The sequence below is a fragment of the Nocardiopsis flavescens genome, from assembly GCF_900141985.1.
Lineage (GTDB): Bacteria > Actinomycetota > Actinomycetes > Streptosporangiales > Streptosporangiaceae > Nocardiopsis > Nocardiopsis flavescens.
On sequence record NZ_FQZK01000006.1, the window covers coordinates 114,769 to 129,889 of the forward strand.

Genomic DNA, 15,121 nt, shown 5'->3' on the forward strand with positions numbered 1-15,121 from the left:
CGCACGCCCGCCCCGCGGCCCCGCCACCCCCTCCGGTCCGGCCTGCACGGCACTGTCCCCCGCCCCGGTTAGAGTCCTGCCATGTCGGACCGCAGCCTGATCCTCGACACCCTGCGCCGCGCCCCGGGTGTCCTCCTCGTCGAGCCCGGCCCCGACCTGGTCATGCAGGACGAGCTGCACGACCGGGCCCGGGCCGAGCGCGAGCGGCGGGGCCTGCCCGGCACCCACCCCTACCTCGGCTGGCACGCCCAGGCCGACGGCTTCGACCGCTCCGGCGCCCTGGCCGGCCCCCAGCGCGTCTACTTCGGCGGCGACCGCGCCGCCGTCGCCCGCGCCCTGTCCTTGTTGGAACCGCACGGCTTCGCCGTCCTGGGCGGGCGCAGCGACACGGAGGTCTTCGTGCTCCGCCGCGACGCGGCGCCCGACCGCGCGGAGCCCGCGCTCGCCGACGCGTGGCGCGTGCGCCTGGAGGTCCTCGGCGACGAGCGGTCCGGCCCGGTCCCCCTGCGCGACGGGGAGGAGCCGCTCCTGCACGAACTGCTCACCCGCCCCGCCCTGCGCGGACTCCTGGCCCCCGCCGCCCGGGCCCTGCGCCTGCGCGGCGCCCTCACCGGCGCCGACCTGGACTCCGTTCTCTCCCCCGAGGGCCTCGACGCCCTCGACGACTCCGGCGAGGAGGCCTCCGCGCTCGTCGCCCACGCTCTGGAGGCCGACCACCCCCGGGCCCGGGCGGCGGCCACCGTGCTGGCCGAGCTGGGCCGCGCCGACTCCCGGGTGCTCAACCGCTGGAAGGACCCGGCGGCGCTGCGCTCCGCCCGCGCCGCCGCGCTGGAAGGGCGCGACGTCGCCACCTACCTGGACCTGGTCGCGGCCGAGGGCGGGGACCCGGTGAACGCCGCCGTCGCGCTCGCGGAGGACATCGGGGCCGCGGGCGGCGAGCAGGCGCAGGCGCGCGTGCAGGAGGCCGCCGTGCGCCTGGTCGCCCGCTTCGGCGGTTCCACCCGCGTCCACGCCCTGGCCGCGCTGGGGGACGCTCGCGTCCCGCTCGGGCTGCGGGTCGTCATCGCCGACCACTGGACCCGCACCCCCGTCACCGTGGAGGGCCTGCGGGCCTCCTGGTCCTCCTCCCCGCACCGCGGCTCCGCCGCGGAGCCGCCGCCCGACGCGCTGGAGGCCACCGCCGCCTGGCCGGACGCGGTCGACGGGGTGCGCGCCGCCGCCGGGCTGCCGCCCCACCCGGGGTTCGACCCGGAGCACCGCCTGGGCCGGGACACCGCGCTGGAGCTGCGCGAGGCGGTCCTGGCCCGGCACCTCGACGGGCTGCGGGCGGCGCTCGCGCGCCCCGACCTGTCCGAACCCGCCCTCGCCGTACTCCTGGAGCTGCTCCACGGCGCCGGAGCCCTGCGGCCCGAGGAGGACCTCGCGCCGTTCGCCCGCACCTGGCGCAAGCGGCTCTTCGTCAAACCCGACACGTACACCTACGCCCCGCCCGCCGTCGTGACGTACGCGGCGGCCCTGGCGGCGTCGGGTGCGGGGGCCGCCGACAGGGTCGTCGGCTCCGTCCTGGGCGACAAGCGCCAGTGGTCGCTCCCGGTCAGGCTGCTCCTGCTCGGCGCGGTCGACCGCGGCCGGGACGCCGACCTGGAGGCCGAGGCCGCACTGATCCCCCACGCGCACGGCGGCGCCAAGGGCGCCCAGGCCGCGGCGCACGCCCTGTCCCTGGTGCGCTCCCGCCTGCGCGGGACCCCACCCGTCGCGGCGGCCTGCGCCTCGCTCCTGGAGGCCCCGGAGCGGCCGCCGTTCGTGCGCCGCGGGTTCGCGACCGCGGCGGTCGCCCTGGCGGAGGGCGGGTCGGGACTGTCCGCGCACCTCTTCCGGCAGGGTTCGGCCCGGGCGCTGGACGCGGCGCTGCGGGTCGCGGGGGACCCGGACCTGCCGGAACGGGCGCGTCGCCGGGTCCTGGACCTCGCCGAGGAGTCAGGGGTCCCGGACCACCCCGGTCACGCCCGGCCCGTCCGGGTCCACGCCGACGAGGTGGCGCGCCTGCGCGCGGTCCGCGAGCAGGTCAGGGCCGGGCTCGGGGACTGACCCGGGCCGGGCCAGGGACGCCGAAAGCGGTGGCGACTCCGCGCCCCCGCCCCGACCGGGCCCCGGCACGGTGCCGCCCGGTCGCGGGGCCCTGCGGAAGGCGGGGCGAACGCGCCCCGTTCGCCCCGCCCCGGGCCCACCGCCCGGCGCAGAACCGGTCGCTCCGCCCTCAGGCCGCGGACAGCCCGGCGTAGAACGCGGCGGGGTCCCCCGCCAGCGCCGCCTTCACGTGGCGGCTGACGTCGTCGACCAGCACCTCGATCGCACCGGTGCGCACCCCGTCCAGGGCGGCGCGGGCCACGTCCGCCGGGTCGATCTTGGGGACGTCGTACCCGGCCATCATGTCGGTGTCGGCGGAGCCGAGGTGCACCCCCTGCACCAGGGTCCCCTGGCCGGCCAGTTCGAGGCGCACGCCGTTGGTCATGTTCCACTCCGCCGCCTTGGCCGCGGAGTAGGCCCCCGCGCCGTCGTGGGCGAACCACGACAGCGCCGACAGCACGTTCACCACCGCTCCCCCGCCGTTGGCGGCCAGTACCGGGGCGAACGCGCGGATCACGCCGAGCGTGCCGAAGAAGTGGGTGTCGATCTCCAGCCGGATCGCGTCCATGTCCCCGGTCACGAGCCCGGCGCGCGTCGCGACCCCGGCGTTGTTGACGAGCAGGGCGGTGTCCCCGGCCCCGGCGGCGGCCTCGGCCACCGAGCCGGCGTCCAGCAGGTCCAGGCGCAGCGGCTCGATCCGGGGGTCGGTGACCTCGACGGTCTCGGGGCGGCGGGCCGCGGCGTACACCTTCGCCGCGCCGCGGGCCAGGAGCTCGTCGACGAAGCGCCGTCCGATGCCGCGGTTCGCGCCGGTGACCAGGGCGACGGATCCGGTGATGTCCATGGGTTCCTCCGAGTACTCCGGGTGTGGTCGGACACGAGGGCGGCGCCCGCAGGACCGGTCTCGGCCTGCGGGAACGCCGTCTCACCCGGTTACGCTAAGACTTGACGCCGACGTCAAGGGCAAGTCCTCGTGCCGTGATCCACGTCACGGGTGCACGATCGGGAGCGGGGGGCGGATGAGCGGTTCCATGCGCATCGGGGTACTGGCGGAGCGGGCCGGGGTGAGCACACGAGCGCTCCGCTACTACGAGGAGCAGGGTCTCCTCTCCCCGGAGCGGACGCCCAGCGGGCAGCGCCTCTACCCGGAGGACGCGGTCGAGCGGGTCGAGATCATCCGGGGGTTCTACGCCGCGGGGCTCAACAGCGCCACCATCGCGGCCATCCTGCCCAGCGTCGACGCGGGACGCGCGGAGCCCGGGGTGCTGGAGCGGCTGCGCACCGAGCGGACGCGCATCTTCGCGAGCATCGCCGAACTCCAGGAGGCCGGACGGCGGCTCGACCAGGTGATCCGGCTGACCGTGCATCCCGACCCGGAGCACTGCCCAGCGCTGCGCGGGCAGGAGCCCGCCGCGGCCGGTCCGGCCGGACCCTGATCTGACCGGGGCCGCCCCGGGTCCCCGGCCGCCGGGACCGTGCCCACCGGTCCCGCTCCGGTCGCGGATCCGTCCGCCCTCCGGTCGCCCGAACCGGCCGGCCCGGGATCGGCCGGTCCGGGATCGGTCGACCCGGGATCGGTCGGTTTTGGAGAAGCCCGGAGCGGCGGGCCCTCCCTAGCGTGGTCGCAGGCCGCGCTCCCGCCGTCTCGGCGAAGACGACCGCGCCGACCGCACCGGACCCCCGCCCCTACCCGAGGCGGCCCGGAGCCGTCCCGGCGCCCGCGGGGGCGGCGGCACCGCCCGGCACCCACGGCCGGGCGGACCCGGCGAACCAAGGAAGCGGACACCATGGCACTCTCACTCGACACCGTCACCCTCGCGGTCGGGCGCGCACGGGAGGCGGAGGAGTTCTACACCTCCGTGTTCTCCCCGGCCGGAAGGCGGGGCGGCGACGGGGACCCCGTGCTCCTGGACCTGCACGGGGCGGGCCGGATCATCCTGCGCGAGGTAGGGACCGAAGACCCTACGGCCCCCGGGACCCCGGAGTTCCGAGGCCACGTGCTGTCGTACATCGTCGCGCAGCCCGGCGAGGTGGAATCGCTGCTGGCCGCCGCGGTCGCGGGCGGGGCCCACGTGCTCAAGCCCGCCCGGAAGGGGGTCTTCGGCGGCTTCTCCGCGGTCCTGCGGGCCCCGGAGGGCACGGTCTGGAAGCTCGCCGCGCCGACGAAGAAGAACACCGGCCCGTCGGGCGAGCCGCCGGTTCCGACCGAGGCGGGTGTGCTGCTGGGGGTCGCCGACCCCACCGCCTCCAAGGCCTTCTACACGTCCCTGGGCCTGGAGGTCGACCGGGACTACGGGGACAAGTACATCGACTTCGCGCTGGCGCCCGGGGGCCTGCGGCTGGGCCTGATGACACGCAGGGCGCTGGCCAAGGACGCGGGCGTGGGAGCCGGCGGCCCGGGGCCCGGCTCCGCGGTGCCGACCCTGGGGGCGTCGAAGCCCGAGGAGGTGGACGCCGTGCTGGAGGCGGCGCGGGCCGGGGGCGGCGGCGTCACCGCCGCCGGAGAGGTCGAACGCGGCGACGTACGCTCCTACACCGGACGCTTCACCGACCCGGACGGCTTCCCGTGGGAGGTCGCCGCGGCGGTGTGAGCGCGCTGGGGGCACGGGGCTGCGCGGGAGTCGGGGTCCCCGTGCCCGCCCCCGGCGGGGTGCGGCGGGAACCGCCGCGACCCGCGTGCGGGAGGCACGGCCGGGCGGCGGGCGACCGGGGCGCACCGTGGGGAACACGGCGCGACCGGCCCGCGTGCCCGTCGGTTCGGCCGGGTTCACTGCTGCCGACGTCCGGTTCCTCCAGGAGGAGACATACGCACTTCCAGGTACCTACTTCCCTATGGAGAGTTCCTCCACAAGAGTGGTGCGCGTCGGTTTCCGAGCGCGGGGCCCCAGGGGCCCGAAGGAGTGAGAACCATGGGTGCAGCCACCTTCCGCACCGCCGTCGTCCGGGTGCCGGGCGGACCGGACTCCATCGAGTTCATCGAGCTGCCGGTGCGCGAGCCCGGTCCGGGCGAGGTGCGCGTCGCGGTCACGGCGGCCCCGGTCAACCCCGTCGACCTCGGGGTGGCGGGCGGGGTCTTCCACGAGGCGGGCATCATCACCCAGGCCGAGCGGACGGGACTGGGCTGGGACTTCGCCGGAACCGTCGCCGCCGTCGGGGAGGGCGCGAACCTGGCCGTCGGCACCCGGGTCGCGGGTCTGGTCGGGGGCCTGGACCGGGACTTCGGGACCTACGCGGAGCAGCTGGTCGTCCCGGCCGCGAACGTGGCCGAGGTGCCCGAGGGGCTGGAGCCGGCCGAGGCGGCGACGCTGCCGCTCAACGGGCTGACGGCCGCCCAGATCGTCGACCTGGTCGGCGGGGCGCCGGAGGAGGGGGACCGGCTGCTGGTGACGGGCGCCGCGGGTTCCGTCGGGGGGTACGTGCTGACGCTGGCGCGGGAGCGCGGTTGGCGGGTCACGGGGCTGGCCCGCGCCGGGGACGAGGGTTTCGTGAGGGGGCTCGGCGCGGACTTCACCGACCGGGCGGCCGGGGTGTGGGACGCGGTCGCCGACACAGCCGCCCTTCGGGAGGACGCACTGGGCCTGGTGCGGGACGGCGGGGTGTTCGTGGGGGTGCAGCCGGGCTTCCCGGTGGCGTCCGAACGCGGGATCGACGTGCGCACGGTGGGGGTGGTGCCGGATGGCGTGCGTCTGGCGGGGCTGCTCGCGCGGGCCGCGACCGGTGAGCTGGCACCCCGCGTGCACGCGGTCGTGCCGCTGGCCGAGGCGGCCGAGGCGCACCGCGCCTTCGCCAAGGGCGGAGTTCGGGGCCGGTACGTCCTCCAGCCCTGAGGCCCGAGGGGCGAGGGGTGAAGGGGTGCTCCCCGCCCCACTCGGGCGACCCCCGCATGTGCGGGAAGCACCTGGGCATCCGATTCGACGAGTTCAACCGCACAGGACCACCCCCGCGTGCGCGGGGAGCACGACATGACCCCGCAAGAGGTCGGGGAAGCGCTGGGACCACCCCCGCGTGCGCGGGGAGCACCGGGAGATGTCGCCGGACAAGTCCTTGCCCAGGGGACCATCCCCGCGTGCGCGGGGAGCACGCTGGCCATGGGGGCTCCGGCGGGGGCGACTCGGGACCATCCCCGCGTGCGCGGGGAGCACTGGCCATATCCCCTGTCTCATCGGGGATTGAGGGGACCACCCCCGCGTGCGCGGGGAGCACTGGCATCCGGGGTGGCGGTCTGTCAACGCTCAGGGACCACCCCCGCGTGCGCGGGGAGCACAGTAACCGACCTGCGGATATCCCACCAGGAAACCGGCGTTTTTCAAACTTTCCAAGAATCGGCCACCGACCCCAAAAGCCCCTAAAGCCCCCAAAGCACCCGGGCGCGCACGCCCCGCCGCCCCGCACCCTCACTCCTCCCCCGCCCGGAGGCTCCCCTCCTCCCGGCAGCGGCGGAACATCTCCTCCACCAGCTCCTCCACCGCCGCCGCCCGCTCGGGCCAGGGCACCCGCCGCGCCACCGCGGCGAAGCGCTGCGCCTCTTCCGTGGTCGGCAGCAGCCCCGCCAACAGCCCCGGCAGCGCCGACCGCCGCAGCAGCAGTTCGTTCTCCGACGTCACGTGGGGCCGCCGCACCACCGACACGTTCACCCGCACCGCGTGCTCGTTCCCCGGCGGGACACCCGGGCGGTCGGGTTCCAGGGCGACGTAGCGGAACCCGTGCGCGAGGTCGCACGGCCCGCAGCCCACCGGGCCGCGGCCGAGCCTGCCCCCGCAGCCGGTGCAGACCAGCCGGTCGAGGGCGCCGTCCAGGACGCGCCAGTCGTGGCGGTCCGGCTCGGCGGCCACCAGGGCGGCCAACTCCTCTTCATCGGCCTCCTCCCCGAAGTCACGGGCGAACTCCGCCCAGCCCTCCTCGACCACACCGTCCACCAGGGCGCGGCACACGTCGCACGCGGGCGCTCCCCCGTACTCATATCCCCCGCACCCGGTGCACCGCCGCGGCGCGGTTCCCACCGCAGGTCGTCCCATCGGCCCTCCCCGTCCGCCGCAGACGATACGGGAGACCGCCCCCGCACCGCGCCCGGTTTTCCCCGGCCCCGGAGGCGGCGCGCGAGCCCCCTAGACTGCCGGACCATGGAGAGCCCCCTCACCCACGACAGCAGCTCCTTCCTCAACTTCCGCCGCTACTCCTTCCGGTCCCCCCACGCCCACGCGTTCCGCTGGGTGAACGCCAAGCGGTTCCGGCTCCGCGTCCCCTCCGCGGGCGACCGGCGGCTGCTCGCGGCCCTCATCGGGCACGCGTGGTTCCGGGACGCCTACGCGGGCGGCGGCGCGCACGCGGACGAGACCCGGCACGGCTCCTACCGGCTGGACGCGATCACCCCCGACACCTACGAGCGCGTCGGCAGGGAGGAGGGCGCCGCCGTCCTGCGCATGTGGGCGGACCGGTACGGGGAGGTCCCCGACGACCTGGAGGCCGACCTGCGGCGCGAGGTGTTCGAGCCGCTGGCCCGCGCCGACGGCGTCCACCACCTCGTCGGGGTCGGCGAGGACGACTTCCACGACTGGGGCGGCGTCCACGACGAGTTCCACGAGTTCGTGCTCGTCGACCGCTTCCGGGGACTGCTGACCCTGCTCGTCGCCGCCGACGACTGACCGCACCGCCCCGAGCGCGAACGCGCTAGCCTCCCTTGGCCCCTGCGGCTCCGGCCAACTCCAGGTAGTCCCCCAGGTGGGCCGCCGCCCCGAGCATCGCCACCCCGCGCGCCGTCAGCCTGGCCCGCCAGTCCTCCAGGGCCTCCGCCAGCGCCTCGGTGTCCCCCGCGGCCCGGACCTGGTCCACCACCACGGCGATGTGCTCCAGCGGGTACCCCCCGCGCCGGAGCAGGTGCGCGAGTTCGGCGTCGCGGACGTCGTGGGGGCGGAACACCCGGTACCCGGTGGCGGGTTCCCGCGCGGGCACGAGGATCCCCGCCTCCTCCCAGTTGCGCAGGGTCGCCGGGGTCACCTCCAGCCGGCGGGCGAGCGCGCCGATGGTGCGGACCGCACCGTCGCCGGACCGCGCCGGCGGGGTGCCGCCCCGCTCCAGCAGGTGGTCCACCGCCTCCCGGACGGCGTCGAGGGTGGCCCGGTCGCGCAGCGACCGGCGGTGGCCCTCGTCGACCACCGCCAGCGCCTCGTCGAGCCGCCCCGTGTTCACCGCGCGCATGATCCGTCCGGCGTCCGCGTGCCCGTGGGCCGCGATGAGGGACAGGTAGGCGCGCAGCGCCGCCGCGTGCACCCCGGTGTACACCCGGTAGCCGCTGGGCGTGCGCTCCGCGGCGGGCAGGCACCCGTCCTGTTCGTAGTTGCGCACCGCCTGGGTCGAGATGCCGTGTTCGCGCGCGAGGTCCGTCGGTCTCAAGGTTCCATCACCGCTTTGAGACTTTACAGCAACCGGCCAGTGTTGATCCTCTTCAAGTCTCAACAGCATTGTCAAAGGTACGATGGAGAGGCATGAGCCTGGACATCACCGACCTCGCCGCCCCGCCGTGCGAAATCCTCGCCCTGGGCGAGCCCGCCCACGGGGAGCCCGCCTTCCCGCTGATCCGCAACGAGCTCTTCGCCCGGCTGGCCGAACGCGGCTTCCGCTCGATCGCCCTGGAGACCGACCGCGTCGCCGCCCTGGCCGCGGACCGGTTCGTCCGCGATGAGGACACGGGCACCCGCCTGGACACCGTGATGCGGGAGGGCTTCTCGCACGGGTTCGGGGAGCACGCCGCCACCCGGCAGCTGGTCCTGTGGATGCGGGAGTACAACCTCAGGCGACCGCCCGGGGAGCGGCTGGCCCTGCACGGTTTCGACGCCCCGACGGAGATGGTCTCGGCCCCGAGCCCGCGCCCCTACCTGGAGCACGCCCGCGACCTCCTCGGGCTCGACCTCGACATCGCGTCGACGGCCGGCGACGACGAGCGCTGGAGCCGTACCGAGGCGGTCCTGGACCCGGCCGCCTCGGTGGGCGCCACCCCCGAGGCGCTGCGCCTGCGGGTGATCGCGGACGACCTGCTGGCCGAGCTGTACGCACGCGCCCCGGAGGTGATCGCGGCCACCTCCCACGCCACCTGGTCGGCGGCCCGGATCCACCTGCGCGCGGGCCTGGACCTGCTGCGGTACCACCGGTCGGCGGCCGAGGCCCTGGAGGCGGGCGCGCGCACGTCCCGGATGCTGGGCGCGCGGGACGCGGCCATGGCGCGCAACCTGCTCGACATCCGCGCGGCGGAGCACCACCGCGGCCCCACGCTGGTGTACGCGCACAACCGCCACCTCCAGCGCCACCCGAGCCGCTGGACCCTCGCGGGCATGGACCTGGCGTGGTCCGGGGCGGGCTCCCTCGTCCACGCCCTGGCGGGCGGGCGGTACTCCTTCGTCGCCGGGAGCCTGGGGCGCAGCGCCGCCCTCGCGCTGGCGGCCCCGGAGCCGGGGACGCACGAGGGCCTCCTGGACGGCCGGGTCGCGGTCTGGGGGCTGGCGGAGGCCGACACGGCCCCCGCCGCCCGGGTCCGCACCGACCCCGTCCCGGAGCAGGGCTACTTCCCGCTCGACGCGCAGACACTCGCCGCGGCCGACGCGGTGCTGCACGTCGCCGACGGGGCCGCAGCGGCCGACGCGCTCTGAGACACCCGGCCGCGGACCGGCCCCTGCCCGAGTGAACCCGCCCCTCTCCCGCTGGCGGGCCGCAGGCCCTCCCGCGGGCGCCCCCGCACCGTTCCACCGCAGCGGTCGGCGGCCGTCAGGTCAGCCCGGACTCCCGGCCCCGGGGACGGGCACGGTGACGCCCGCCAGGTCTTCGAGCTGGCGCCACAGGTGGCCGACCCGGTCCGGTGCGGCCAGCGCACGCGGCTCACCGCGCACGGGCACCCCGCGGACGCCGTTCTCGGGGACGTACAGCTCGCCGCCCCGCGCCCGCGGGTCGGTGAGGGCCCGCACCGCGGGCCAGGCGGCGGCGTCCTTGCCCTGCGCCCAGGGGGTGTAGGGGTTGCGCCGGCCCGGAACGGTCTCGTCGCGGACGCCCGCGCGGCGGGGAGTCCGGGCGTCCACGCCGACGCCCGGCCGCACCACCAGCGAGTGCACCGGCTCCCCGGCCGCGCGCAGGCGACGGTCCAGCTCGAACCCGAACACCTCGGTGAGCGCCTTGGCCCTGGTGTAGGCGACCAGCCCGAACCCGGAGGTGCGCAGGGCGTCGGTGAGGGGCCTGCGCAGCCGCTCCACGAACCCGGTCGAGGTGTGCACGATCCGCGCGGGCACGCCGGTGTCCCGCCCGGTGCGCAGCAGCAGCGGCAGTGTCCCGGCCACGAGCGCCACGTTGGCCACGACGTGCGTGCCGAGCTGCATGGGGAGCCCGTCCTCGGTGGTCTCGGACGCCTTCATGGCCATGGACCCGCCGTTGAGGAGGAGCCCGTCGATCCGGTCCAGCCCCGCCAGCTCCGCGGCGGCACCGGCCACCGAGGCCCGCGAGGCGAGGTCGACGACCACCTCGTCCACGGCGGCGCCGGGGACCTGCTCCAGGATCGCGGCGCGGGCCGTGCGCAGGCGTGCGGGTGAGCGGCCGGCGAGCACCACGCGGGCGCCCGCCCCGGCGAGCTGCTCGGCGGCGAAGTAGCCGATGCCCGAGGTCGCCCCGGTCACCACGACGGTGCGCCCGCGCTGGTCGTCGAGGCGGGCCGGGTCCCAGGCCTCCTCCCGGCCCGGCGCCCGCGGGGTGTCCGGTGCCGCCGGTGTCCTGCGCGTGGTCCGCGGCGTGCGCGCCATGGCCCTCTCCTCACGTCCGAGAAAAACGGATAATCTATCCGCCAAGATCGACCCTAGCATTGAAACGGATGACTTATCCGTTTTTCGTCGGGGCACGCCCGAAGCACCCGTTCCGCGCCCCCCGGCTCCCTCCCGGCGGCCGGATAGGATCCCGGACATGACCTCCACCCCGCTGCGCGCGGACGCGGCCCGCAGCCGCGAGCGCATCCTGGCCGCCGCCCGCCGGGCCGACCCCAAGGACCTGCGGCTCAACGAGGTCGCCCGCGAGGCGGGGGTGGGGGTGGGCACCGTCTACCGGCACTTCGCCACGGCGCACGCGCTCGTGGAGGAGCTGACCCGGGACGCCCTGGAACGGCTCAACGGGATCGCGCGCGAGGCCGCCGCCGGCCCCGACCCCGGGCCCGCCTTCGAGACCGCGCTGCGCTCGGTGGTGGACCTGCACCTGGAGTCGGGCGGGCTCCAAGCCGTCCTGCTCGCCGCGCAGGACGTGAGCCCCGAGATCGCCGAGCTCAAGGCCGCCACCCTCGCCGTGCTGCACGAGGTGCTCCGCAACGCCCAGCGGGCCGGGGCCGTGCGCGCCGACCTCACGGCCGACCAGGTGGAGCGGCTCGTGTGCGGGATCGAGTACGCCGTCCGCCTCACCCCGCAGGACGACCGCGCGCTGTTCGTCGACGTCCTGCTCGCCGGGCTGCGCCCCACACCCTGACGGGGCACGGGGCCGTGCCCCGGCACGACGACGGGCGGCCCCGGGCGGCGGGTGCCGTCCGGGGCCGCCGCGGCGGGGCTCCGCGCCCCGCCGCCGTGGTGCGGTGCCGCTAGAAGGGCGGGGCCATCGGCTGCGCCGGGGCCGCGTCCGGGATCATCAGGAAGGCGGCCACCGCGACCAGCACGAACAGCAGCCCGACGATGAGGCCGGCGGTGGCGGCCCACCGGGCCCAGGGGCGCGAGCCCGCGTTGGCCAGGGCCAGCGACAGGGCGGAGGCCAGCGCGGTGAGCAGCGCCAGTGTGCCGCCCGCGGCGATCTGGGTCCGGATCTGGGTGATCTGCTCGGCGGCGATCGGGTTCCCGCCGACCAGGACCATGCCGGTGAAGAGCTCCACCAGCTGCCCGGACAGGACGGTCACGGCCAGCAGCGCCAGGCCGACGAGCGCGAAGGTCTCCGCGGACAGGACGCCCCCGGCCGCGGGGACGGCGACGGCACCGGCCCCGGCCTCCTCACCGGTCCCGTCCTCCTCGGCGGGGTGGTGCTCTTCCTCGGAGTGCTCCGCCCCGGAGTACCGGGCCTCGGAGTCTCGGGGCGCCTCGGCGACCGAGGTCGCGGGCTCGAAGGTCGGCTGCCCCGCCCCCTCCGGCTTCGGCCCGGTGTTCTCCGGGCCCGTGTGGTCTTCCGGTGTGGTGCTCATCCGGTCACCGTACCCGTGGTGCGGTAGCGGTAAGACCTGAAAAACGCCTGATCCGGACACGGATCGTGACCGGTTCAGGGACGGATCGGCCCGAACCCGTCCGCCAGGGCCGCCAGGGCCACCCGCAGCAGGGCCCCCATCCCGCCGGGGCCGCCCTCCCCGGCGGCGTTCCCCGCGCGCAGGGCCTGGCGCTCGGCCGCCGTGCGCAGGGCCGCGTTGAGCGCGGCGGCCTGGACCCGGACGGCGAGGTCGCCGGGGTCGGTGCCCCGGCGCTCGGCGAGGATCCCCGCGAACACGTCCTCGGCCGCCCGGTGCACGTCCAGCCAGACGGCCATGAGTCCGGGCTCGTGCCGGGTCATCCGGATCAGGGCGGCCACCGGCTCCTCCACGGCCTCCCCGCCCTCGTCGAACGCGCCGGTCCGGTCGAGGTGGTCCACCAGGCCCAGGCCGGCGGGCCAGTCGCGCAGGCGGTCGGCCATCATCTCCAGGCCGCTGGTGAGCAGCGGCCGGACGCAGCCCTCCTTGGTGGGGAAGTAGCGCCACAGGGTGCGGGTGGAGACGCCGATGGCCCGCGCGATGTCGTCGCCGGTGGTCCCGGCCACGCCCTTGTCGGTGAACAGCTCCAGTGCCGCGCGGGCGATCTGGAGCCTGATGATCCGCTTGCGCCGCTCGGTCATGGGCGGCCTGCCCCTGGCGACCGTGGCCATCGCCTCCACCGTCCTCTGCTCCGTGGTGGCGGCCAGTCTAGCCGTGGATGTCCTCACAAGACAAAATGTCGCTGAGCGACAAAAAGGGACGTAGGCTGGCGGAGCGGCGGCGCGGGCCGTTCGCCGAACACACGAGGAGGCAGCCATGGAGACGGGTCTCAGGGGCAGGACGGTCATCGTCACCGGCGGCGGCTCGGGCATCGGCCGCGCGGCGGTCCGGGCCTTCGCCGCGGAGGGGGCCTCGGTCCTGGTGGCCGACATCGACGGGGACGGGGCGCGGGCCGCCGCGGAGGAGGCGCGCGCCGCGGGGGTCCAGGCGCGGGCGGTCGCCGGGGACCTGAGCGCGCCCGCGGTGGTCGCCGAGGTGGTGCGCACGGCCGTGGAGGAGCTGGGCGGCGTCGACGTGCTGGTCAACAACGCCGGGGTCATGGACGACATGTCCGCGACCGCCGACGTCTCCGACGAGGTGTGGGAGCGGCTGATCCGGGTCAACCTCACCGCCCCGTTCCTGCTGACCCGGGCGGTCCTGCCGCTCATGAAGGAGCGGGGCGCGGGCTCGATCGTGTTCACGGCCTCGGAGGCGTCCCTGCGCGGCGGTGCGTCGGGGACGGCCTACACGGCCGCCAAGCACGGCGTGGTGGGGCTGGTGAAGTCGACCGCGGTCATGTACCGCGACCACGGCATCCGGGTGAACGCGGTCGCCCCGGGCGGCACCGCCACCGGGATCACCCTGGGAACCCCGGCCGGTGTGGACGGTCCGGCGGCCCTGGGCCGGTACGCGGGCGCCATCGGCCGGGTCGCGGACCCCGGGGAGCAGGCCGCCGCAATCGTGTTCCTGGCCTCGGACGCGGCGAGCAACGTGAGCGGCGCGGTGCTGCCGGTCGACAACGGGTGGTCCGCCGTCTGACGTCGGGCCCGCGGGCGGCGGGGACCGGGACGGGCGCGGCCGGGCCGGGGCCGAAGCGGGCGGCGTACCGGACGAGGCCGAAGCCGAGCGTCTGCGCGCCGACGCAGGCGCAGGCGAACCCCGCCGGCCAGATTCGATAAGCACGCGACATCCGTCCACTCCCCCGCCCGTGTCCCGGGCACGGTAGGGCCCGGCTACGACGTTCGGGGACCCGGGGAGGGGATCGCGCGCGCCCTCCGGATCGCCGCCCGCCCCCGCGCGGGAGGAGGTACCGTCACCGCCGACCGCCCGCCGCTCCGGTGGACCCGGCCCTCGGCCCCCGTGCGCGTGCGGCTCCGGCCTCCGTTCAGGGGCGGAGCACCGCCGGTGTCACCGGACGCCGCCCACCGGACGGGCCCCGGCTCCCGTACAGGGCGCCGCCGCCGTCACCGGGCCCCGGCCGCGGGGCCCTCCCCGTAACCGTCCGCCGCGCCGTCCCCGACGGCCACGCGGATCACGCCCGGGACCGTCGCGGCGACGGTGAGGGCCAGGCGGCGTTCGTGGTCCCCGGCCCCGGCCCGGGACAGGCGCACCGACCCCTCGAACACGTCCACCGCCCAGTCCCCGGCGGCGGGAGCGCCCTCCGCCAGGGCCGCGCGCACGCCGCGCCGGACCTCGTCGTCGTCGCGGGTGTGCATGCGCAGCAGGTCGGTACGGGTGACCAGGCCGATCACCCGCCCCTCCCGCAGCACGGGCACGCAGCGCAGCCGGGTGTGGAACATGCGCTCGGCGAGTTCGGCCGCGTCGCCGTACTCGGTCGTGGTCACCACCGTGCGGGTCATCACCACGCCGACGGTGGCGGGCGCCGGAGCGGACGGGCCGGGCCGCGGCAGGGCCGAGGCCCGCGGGTCCGGGACGAAGCGGCCGTGCAGCAGGTCGACCTCCGAGACGATGCCGACGAGGGAGCCCTGCGCGTCGACCACCGGGGCGGTCTGCGCCCCGTGCTCCAGCAGGGCCACGGCCGCCTCGCGGACCGTCATCCCCTCGGCCAGGACCGGTTCGGCCCTGGACATCACCTCGCGCACCAGCATGGAATCCCCCTTCCCCCTGGGCGCGGACCCCCCGTCCGCGCTCCCCCTCCCGATTCCACACGCTCCGCGGCCGGGGCGCGAGGGACCGAAGTCCCCGGGTGCGATAGAGATGGGGACCGCCCCTTGTCCCCAC

General features: G+C 76.5%; 15 protein-coding genes and 1 CRISPR repeat array. Of the genes, 8 read left to right on the forward strand and 7 right to left on the reverse strand.

What is annotated here, in order from left to right:
- Nucleotides 1–81 precede the first annotated feature (81 nt).
- Nucleotides 82–2,088 (forward strand): hypothetical protein, encoded by a 2,007-nt coding sequence (locus BUE45_RS12675; RefSeq protein ID WP_073379295.1) that lies wholly within the window; start codon nucleotides 82–84, stop codon nucleotides 2,086–2,088.
- A 169-nt stretch (nucleotides 2,089–2,257) separates the two neighbouring features.
- On the opposite strand, the gene BUE45_RS12680 is transcribed toward BUE45_RS12675, so the two are convergent.
- Nucleotides 2,258–2,971: an SDR family oxidoreductase gene (locus tag BUE45_RS12680; protein WP_073379297.1), complete on the reverse strand. Its 714-nt coding sequence runs from the start codon at nucleotides 2,969–2,971 to the stop codon at nucleotides 2,258–2,260.
- Nucleotides 2,972–3,146: 175 nt separating this feature from the next.
- Between BUE45_RS12680 and BUE45_RS12685 the strand changes: the two genes are divergently transcribed.
- The 3 genes from BUE45_RS12685 (at nucleotide 3,147) to BUE45_RS12695 (ending at nucleotide 5,954) form a co-directional block, all read left to right on the forward strand.
- The gene (locus BUE45_RS12685) at nucleotides 3,147–3,563 is read left to right on the forward strand and encodes a MerR family transcriptional regulator (RefSeq protein WP_245833083.1); all 417 of its coding nucleotides are present in this window, start codon (nucleotides 3,147–3,149) and stop codon (nucleotides 3,561–3,563) included.
- A 351-nt stretch (nucleotides 3,564–3,914) separates the two neighbouring features.
- Nucleotides 3,915–4,718 (forward strand): VOC family protein, encoded by an 804-nt coding sequence (locus BUE45_RS12690; RefSeq protein WP_073379301.1) that lies wholly within the window; start codon nucleotides 3,915–3,917, stop codon nucleotides 4,716–4,718.
- A 318-nt stretch (nucleotides 4,719–5,036) separates the two neighbouring features.
- Complete coding sequence (locus BUE45_RS12695) at nucleotides 5,037–5,954, forward strand: NADP-dependent oxidoreductase (protein WP_073379303.1); 918 nt, start codon at nucleotides 5,037–5,039, stop codon at nucleotides 5,952–5,954.
- Between the two features lie 103 nt (nucleotides 5,955–6,057).
- A CRISPR array of direct repeats spans nucleotides 6,058–6,391; the repeat unit is 29 nt; unit sequence GGGACCACCCCCGCGTGCGCGGGGAGCAC.
- 130 nt (nucleotides 6,392–6,521) lie between these two features.
- Here the strand turns inward: BUE45_RS12695 and BUE45_RS12700 are convergent.
- Nucleotides 6,522–7,142 carry a hypothetical protein gene (locus BUE45_RS12700; RefSeq protein ID WP_178378518.1) on the reverse strand — a complete coding sequence of 207 codons (621 nt, stop codon included), beginning with the start codon at nucleotides 7,140–7,142 and terminating at the stop codon, nucleotides 6,522–6,524.
- A gap of 105 nt (nucleotides 7,143–7,247) precedes the next feature.
- Between BUE45_RS12700 and BUE45_RS12705 the strand changes: the two genes are divergently transcribed.
- Nucleotides 7,248–7,769: a hypothetical protein gene (locus BUE45_RS12705; protein WP_073379305.1), complete on the forward strand. Its 522-nt coding sequence runs from the start codon at nucleotides 7,248–7,250 to the stop codon at nucleotides 7,767–7,769.
- Nucleotides 7,770–7,794: 25 nt separating this feature from the next.
- Here BUE45_RS12705 and BUE45_RS12710 read toward each other — a convergent pair whose 3' ends face one another.
- Nucleotides 7,795–8,517, reverse strand: coding sequence for a TioE family transcriptional regulator (locus BUE45_RS12710; RefSeq protein ID WP_073379307.1), 723 nt, complete (start codon nucleotides 8,515–8,517; stop codon nucleotides 7,795–7,797).
- A 92-nt stretch (nucleotides 8,518–8,609) separates the two neighbouring features.
- Here BUE45_RS12710 and BUE45_RS12715 point away from each other — a divergent pair, with 92 nt between their 5' ends.
- Entirely contained in the window at nucleotides 8,610–9,767 is a 1,158-nt protein-coding gene (locus tag BUE45_RS12715; protein WP_073379310.1) for an erythromycin esterase family protein, read from the forward strand.
- A gap of 120 nt (nucleotides 9,768–9,887) precedes the next feature.
- Here BUE45_RS12715 and BUE45_RS12720 read toward each other — a convergent pair whose 3' ends face one another.
- On the reverse strand, nucleotides 9,888–10,901 hold the full coding sequence (locus tag BUE45_RS12720) for an SDR family NAD(P)-dependent oxidoreductase (RefSeq protein ID WP_084737182.1): 1,014 nt from the start codon (nucleotides 10,899–10,901) through the stop codon (nucleotides 9,888–9,890).
- Nucleotides 10,902–11,058: 157 nt separating this feature from the next.
- On the opposite strand from BUE45_RS12720, the gene BUE45_RS12725 reads away from it, so the two are divergent.
- Entirely contained in the window at nucleotides 11,059–11,607 is a 549-nt protein-coding gene (locus tag BUE45_RS12725; protein ID WP_073379312.1) for a TetR/AcrR family transcriptional regulator, read from the forward strand.
- Between the two features lie 109 nt (nucleotides 11,608–11,716).
- On the opposite strand, the gene BUE45_RS12730 is transcribed toward BUE45_RS12725, so the two are convergent.
- Both BUE45_RS12730 and BUE45_RS12735 read right to left on the reverse strand, forming a co-directional pair.
- Nucleotides 11,717–12,304, reverse strand: coding sequence for a hypothetical protein (locus tag BUE45_RS12730; protein WP_073379314.1), 588 nt, complete (start codon nucleotides 12,302–12,304; stop codon nucleotides 11,717–11,719).
- Nucleotides 12,305–12,378: 74 nt separating this feature from the next.
- A complete protein-coding gene (locus BUE45_RS12735) occupies nucleotides 12,379–13,068 on the reverse strand; it encodes a TetR/AcrR family transcriptional regulator (RefSeq protein ID WP_449406658.1) in 690 nt (229 codons plus the stop codon).
- A gap of 88 nt (nucleotides 13,069–13,156) precedes the next feature.
- On the opposite strand from BUE45_RS12735, the gene BUE45_RS12740 reads away from it, so the two are divergent.
- Nucleotides 13,157–13,918, forward strand: coding sequence for an SDR family NAD(P)-dependent oxidoreductase (locus BUE45_RS12740; RefSeq protein ID WP_073379318.1), 762 nt, complete (start codon nucleotides 13,157–13,159; stop codon nucleotides 13,916–13,918).
- 425 nt (nucleotides 13,919–14,343) lie between these two features.
- Here BUE45_RS12740 and BUE45_RS12745 read toward each other — a convergent pair whose 3' ends face one another.
- Nucleotides 14,344–14,988: a CBS domain-containing protein gene (locus tag BUE45_RS12745; RefSeq protein ID WP_073379320.1), complete on the reverse strand. Its 645-nt coding sequence runs from the start codon at nucleotides 14,986–14,988 to the stop codon at nucleotides 14,344–14,346.
- Between the last annotated feature and the right edge of the window lie 133 nt (nucleotides 14,989–15,121).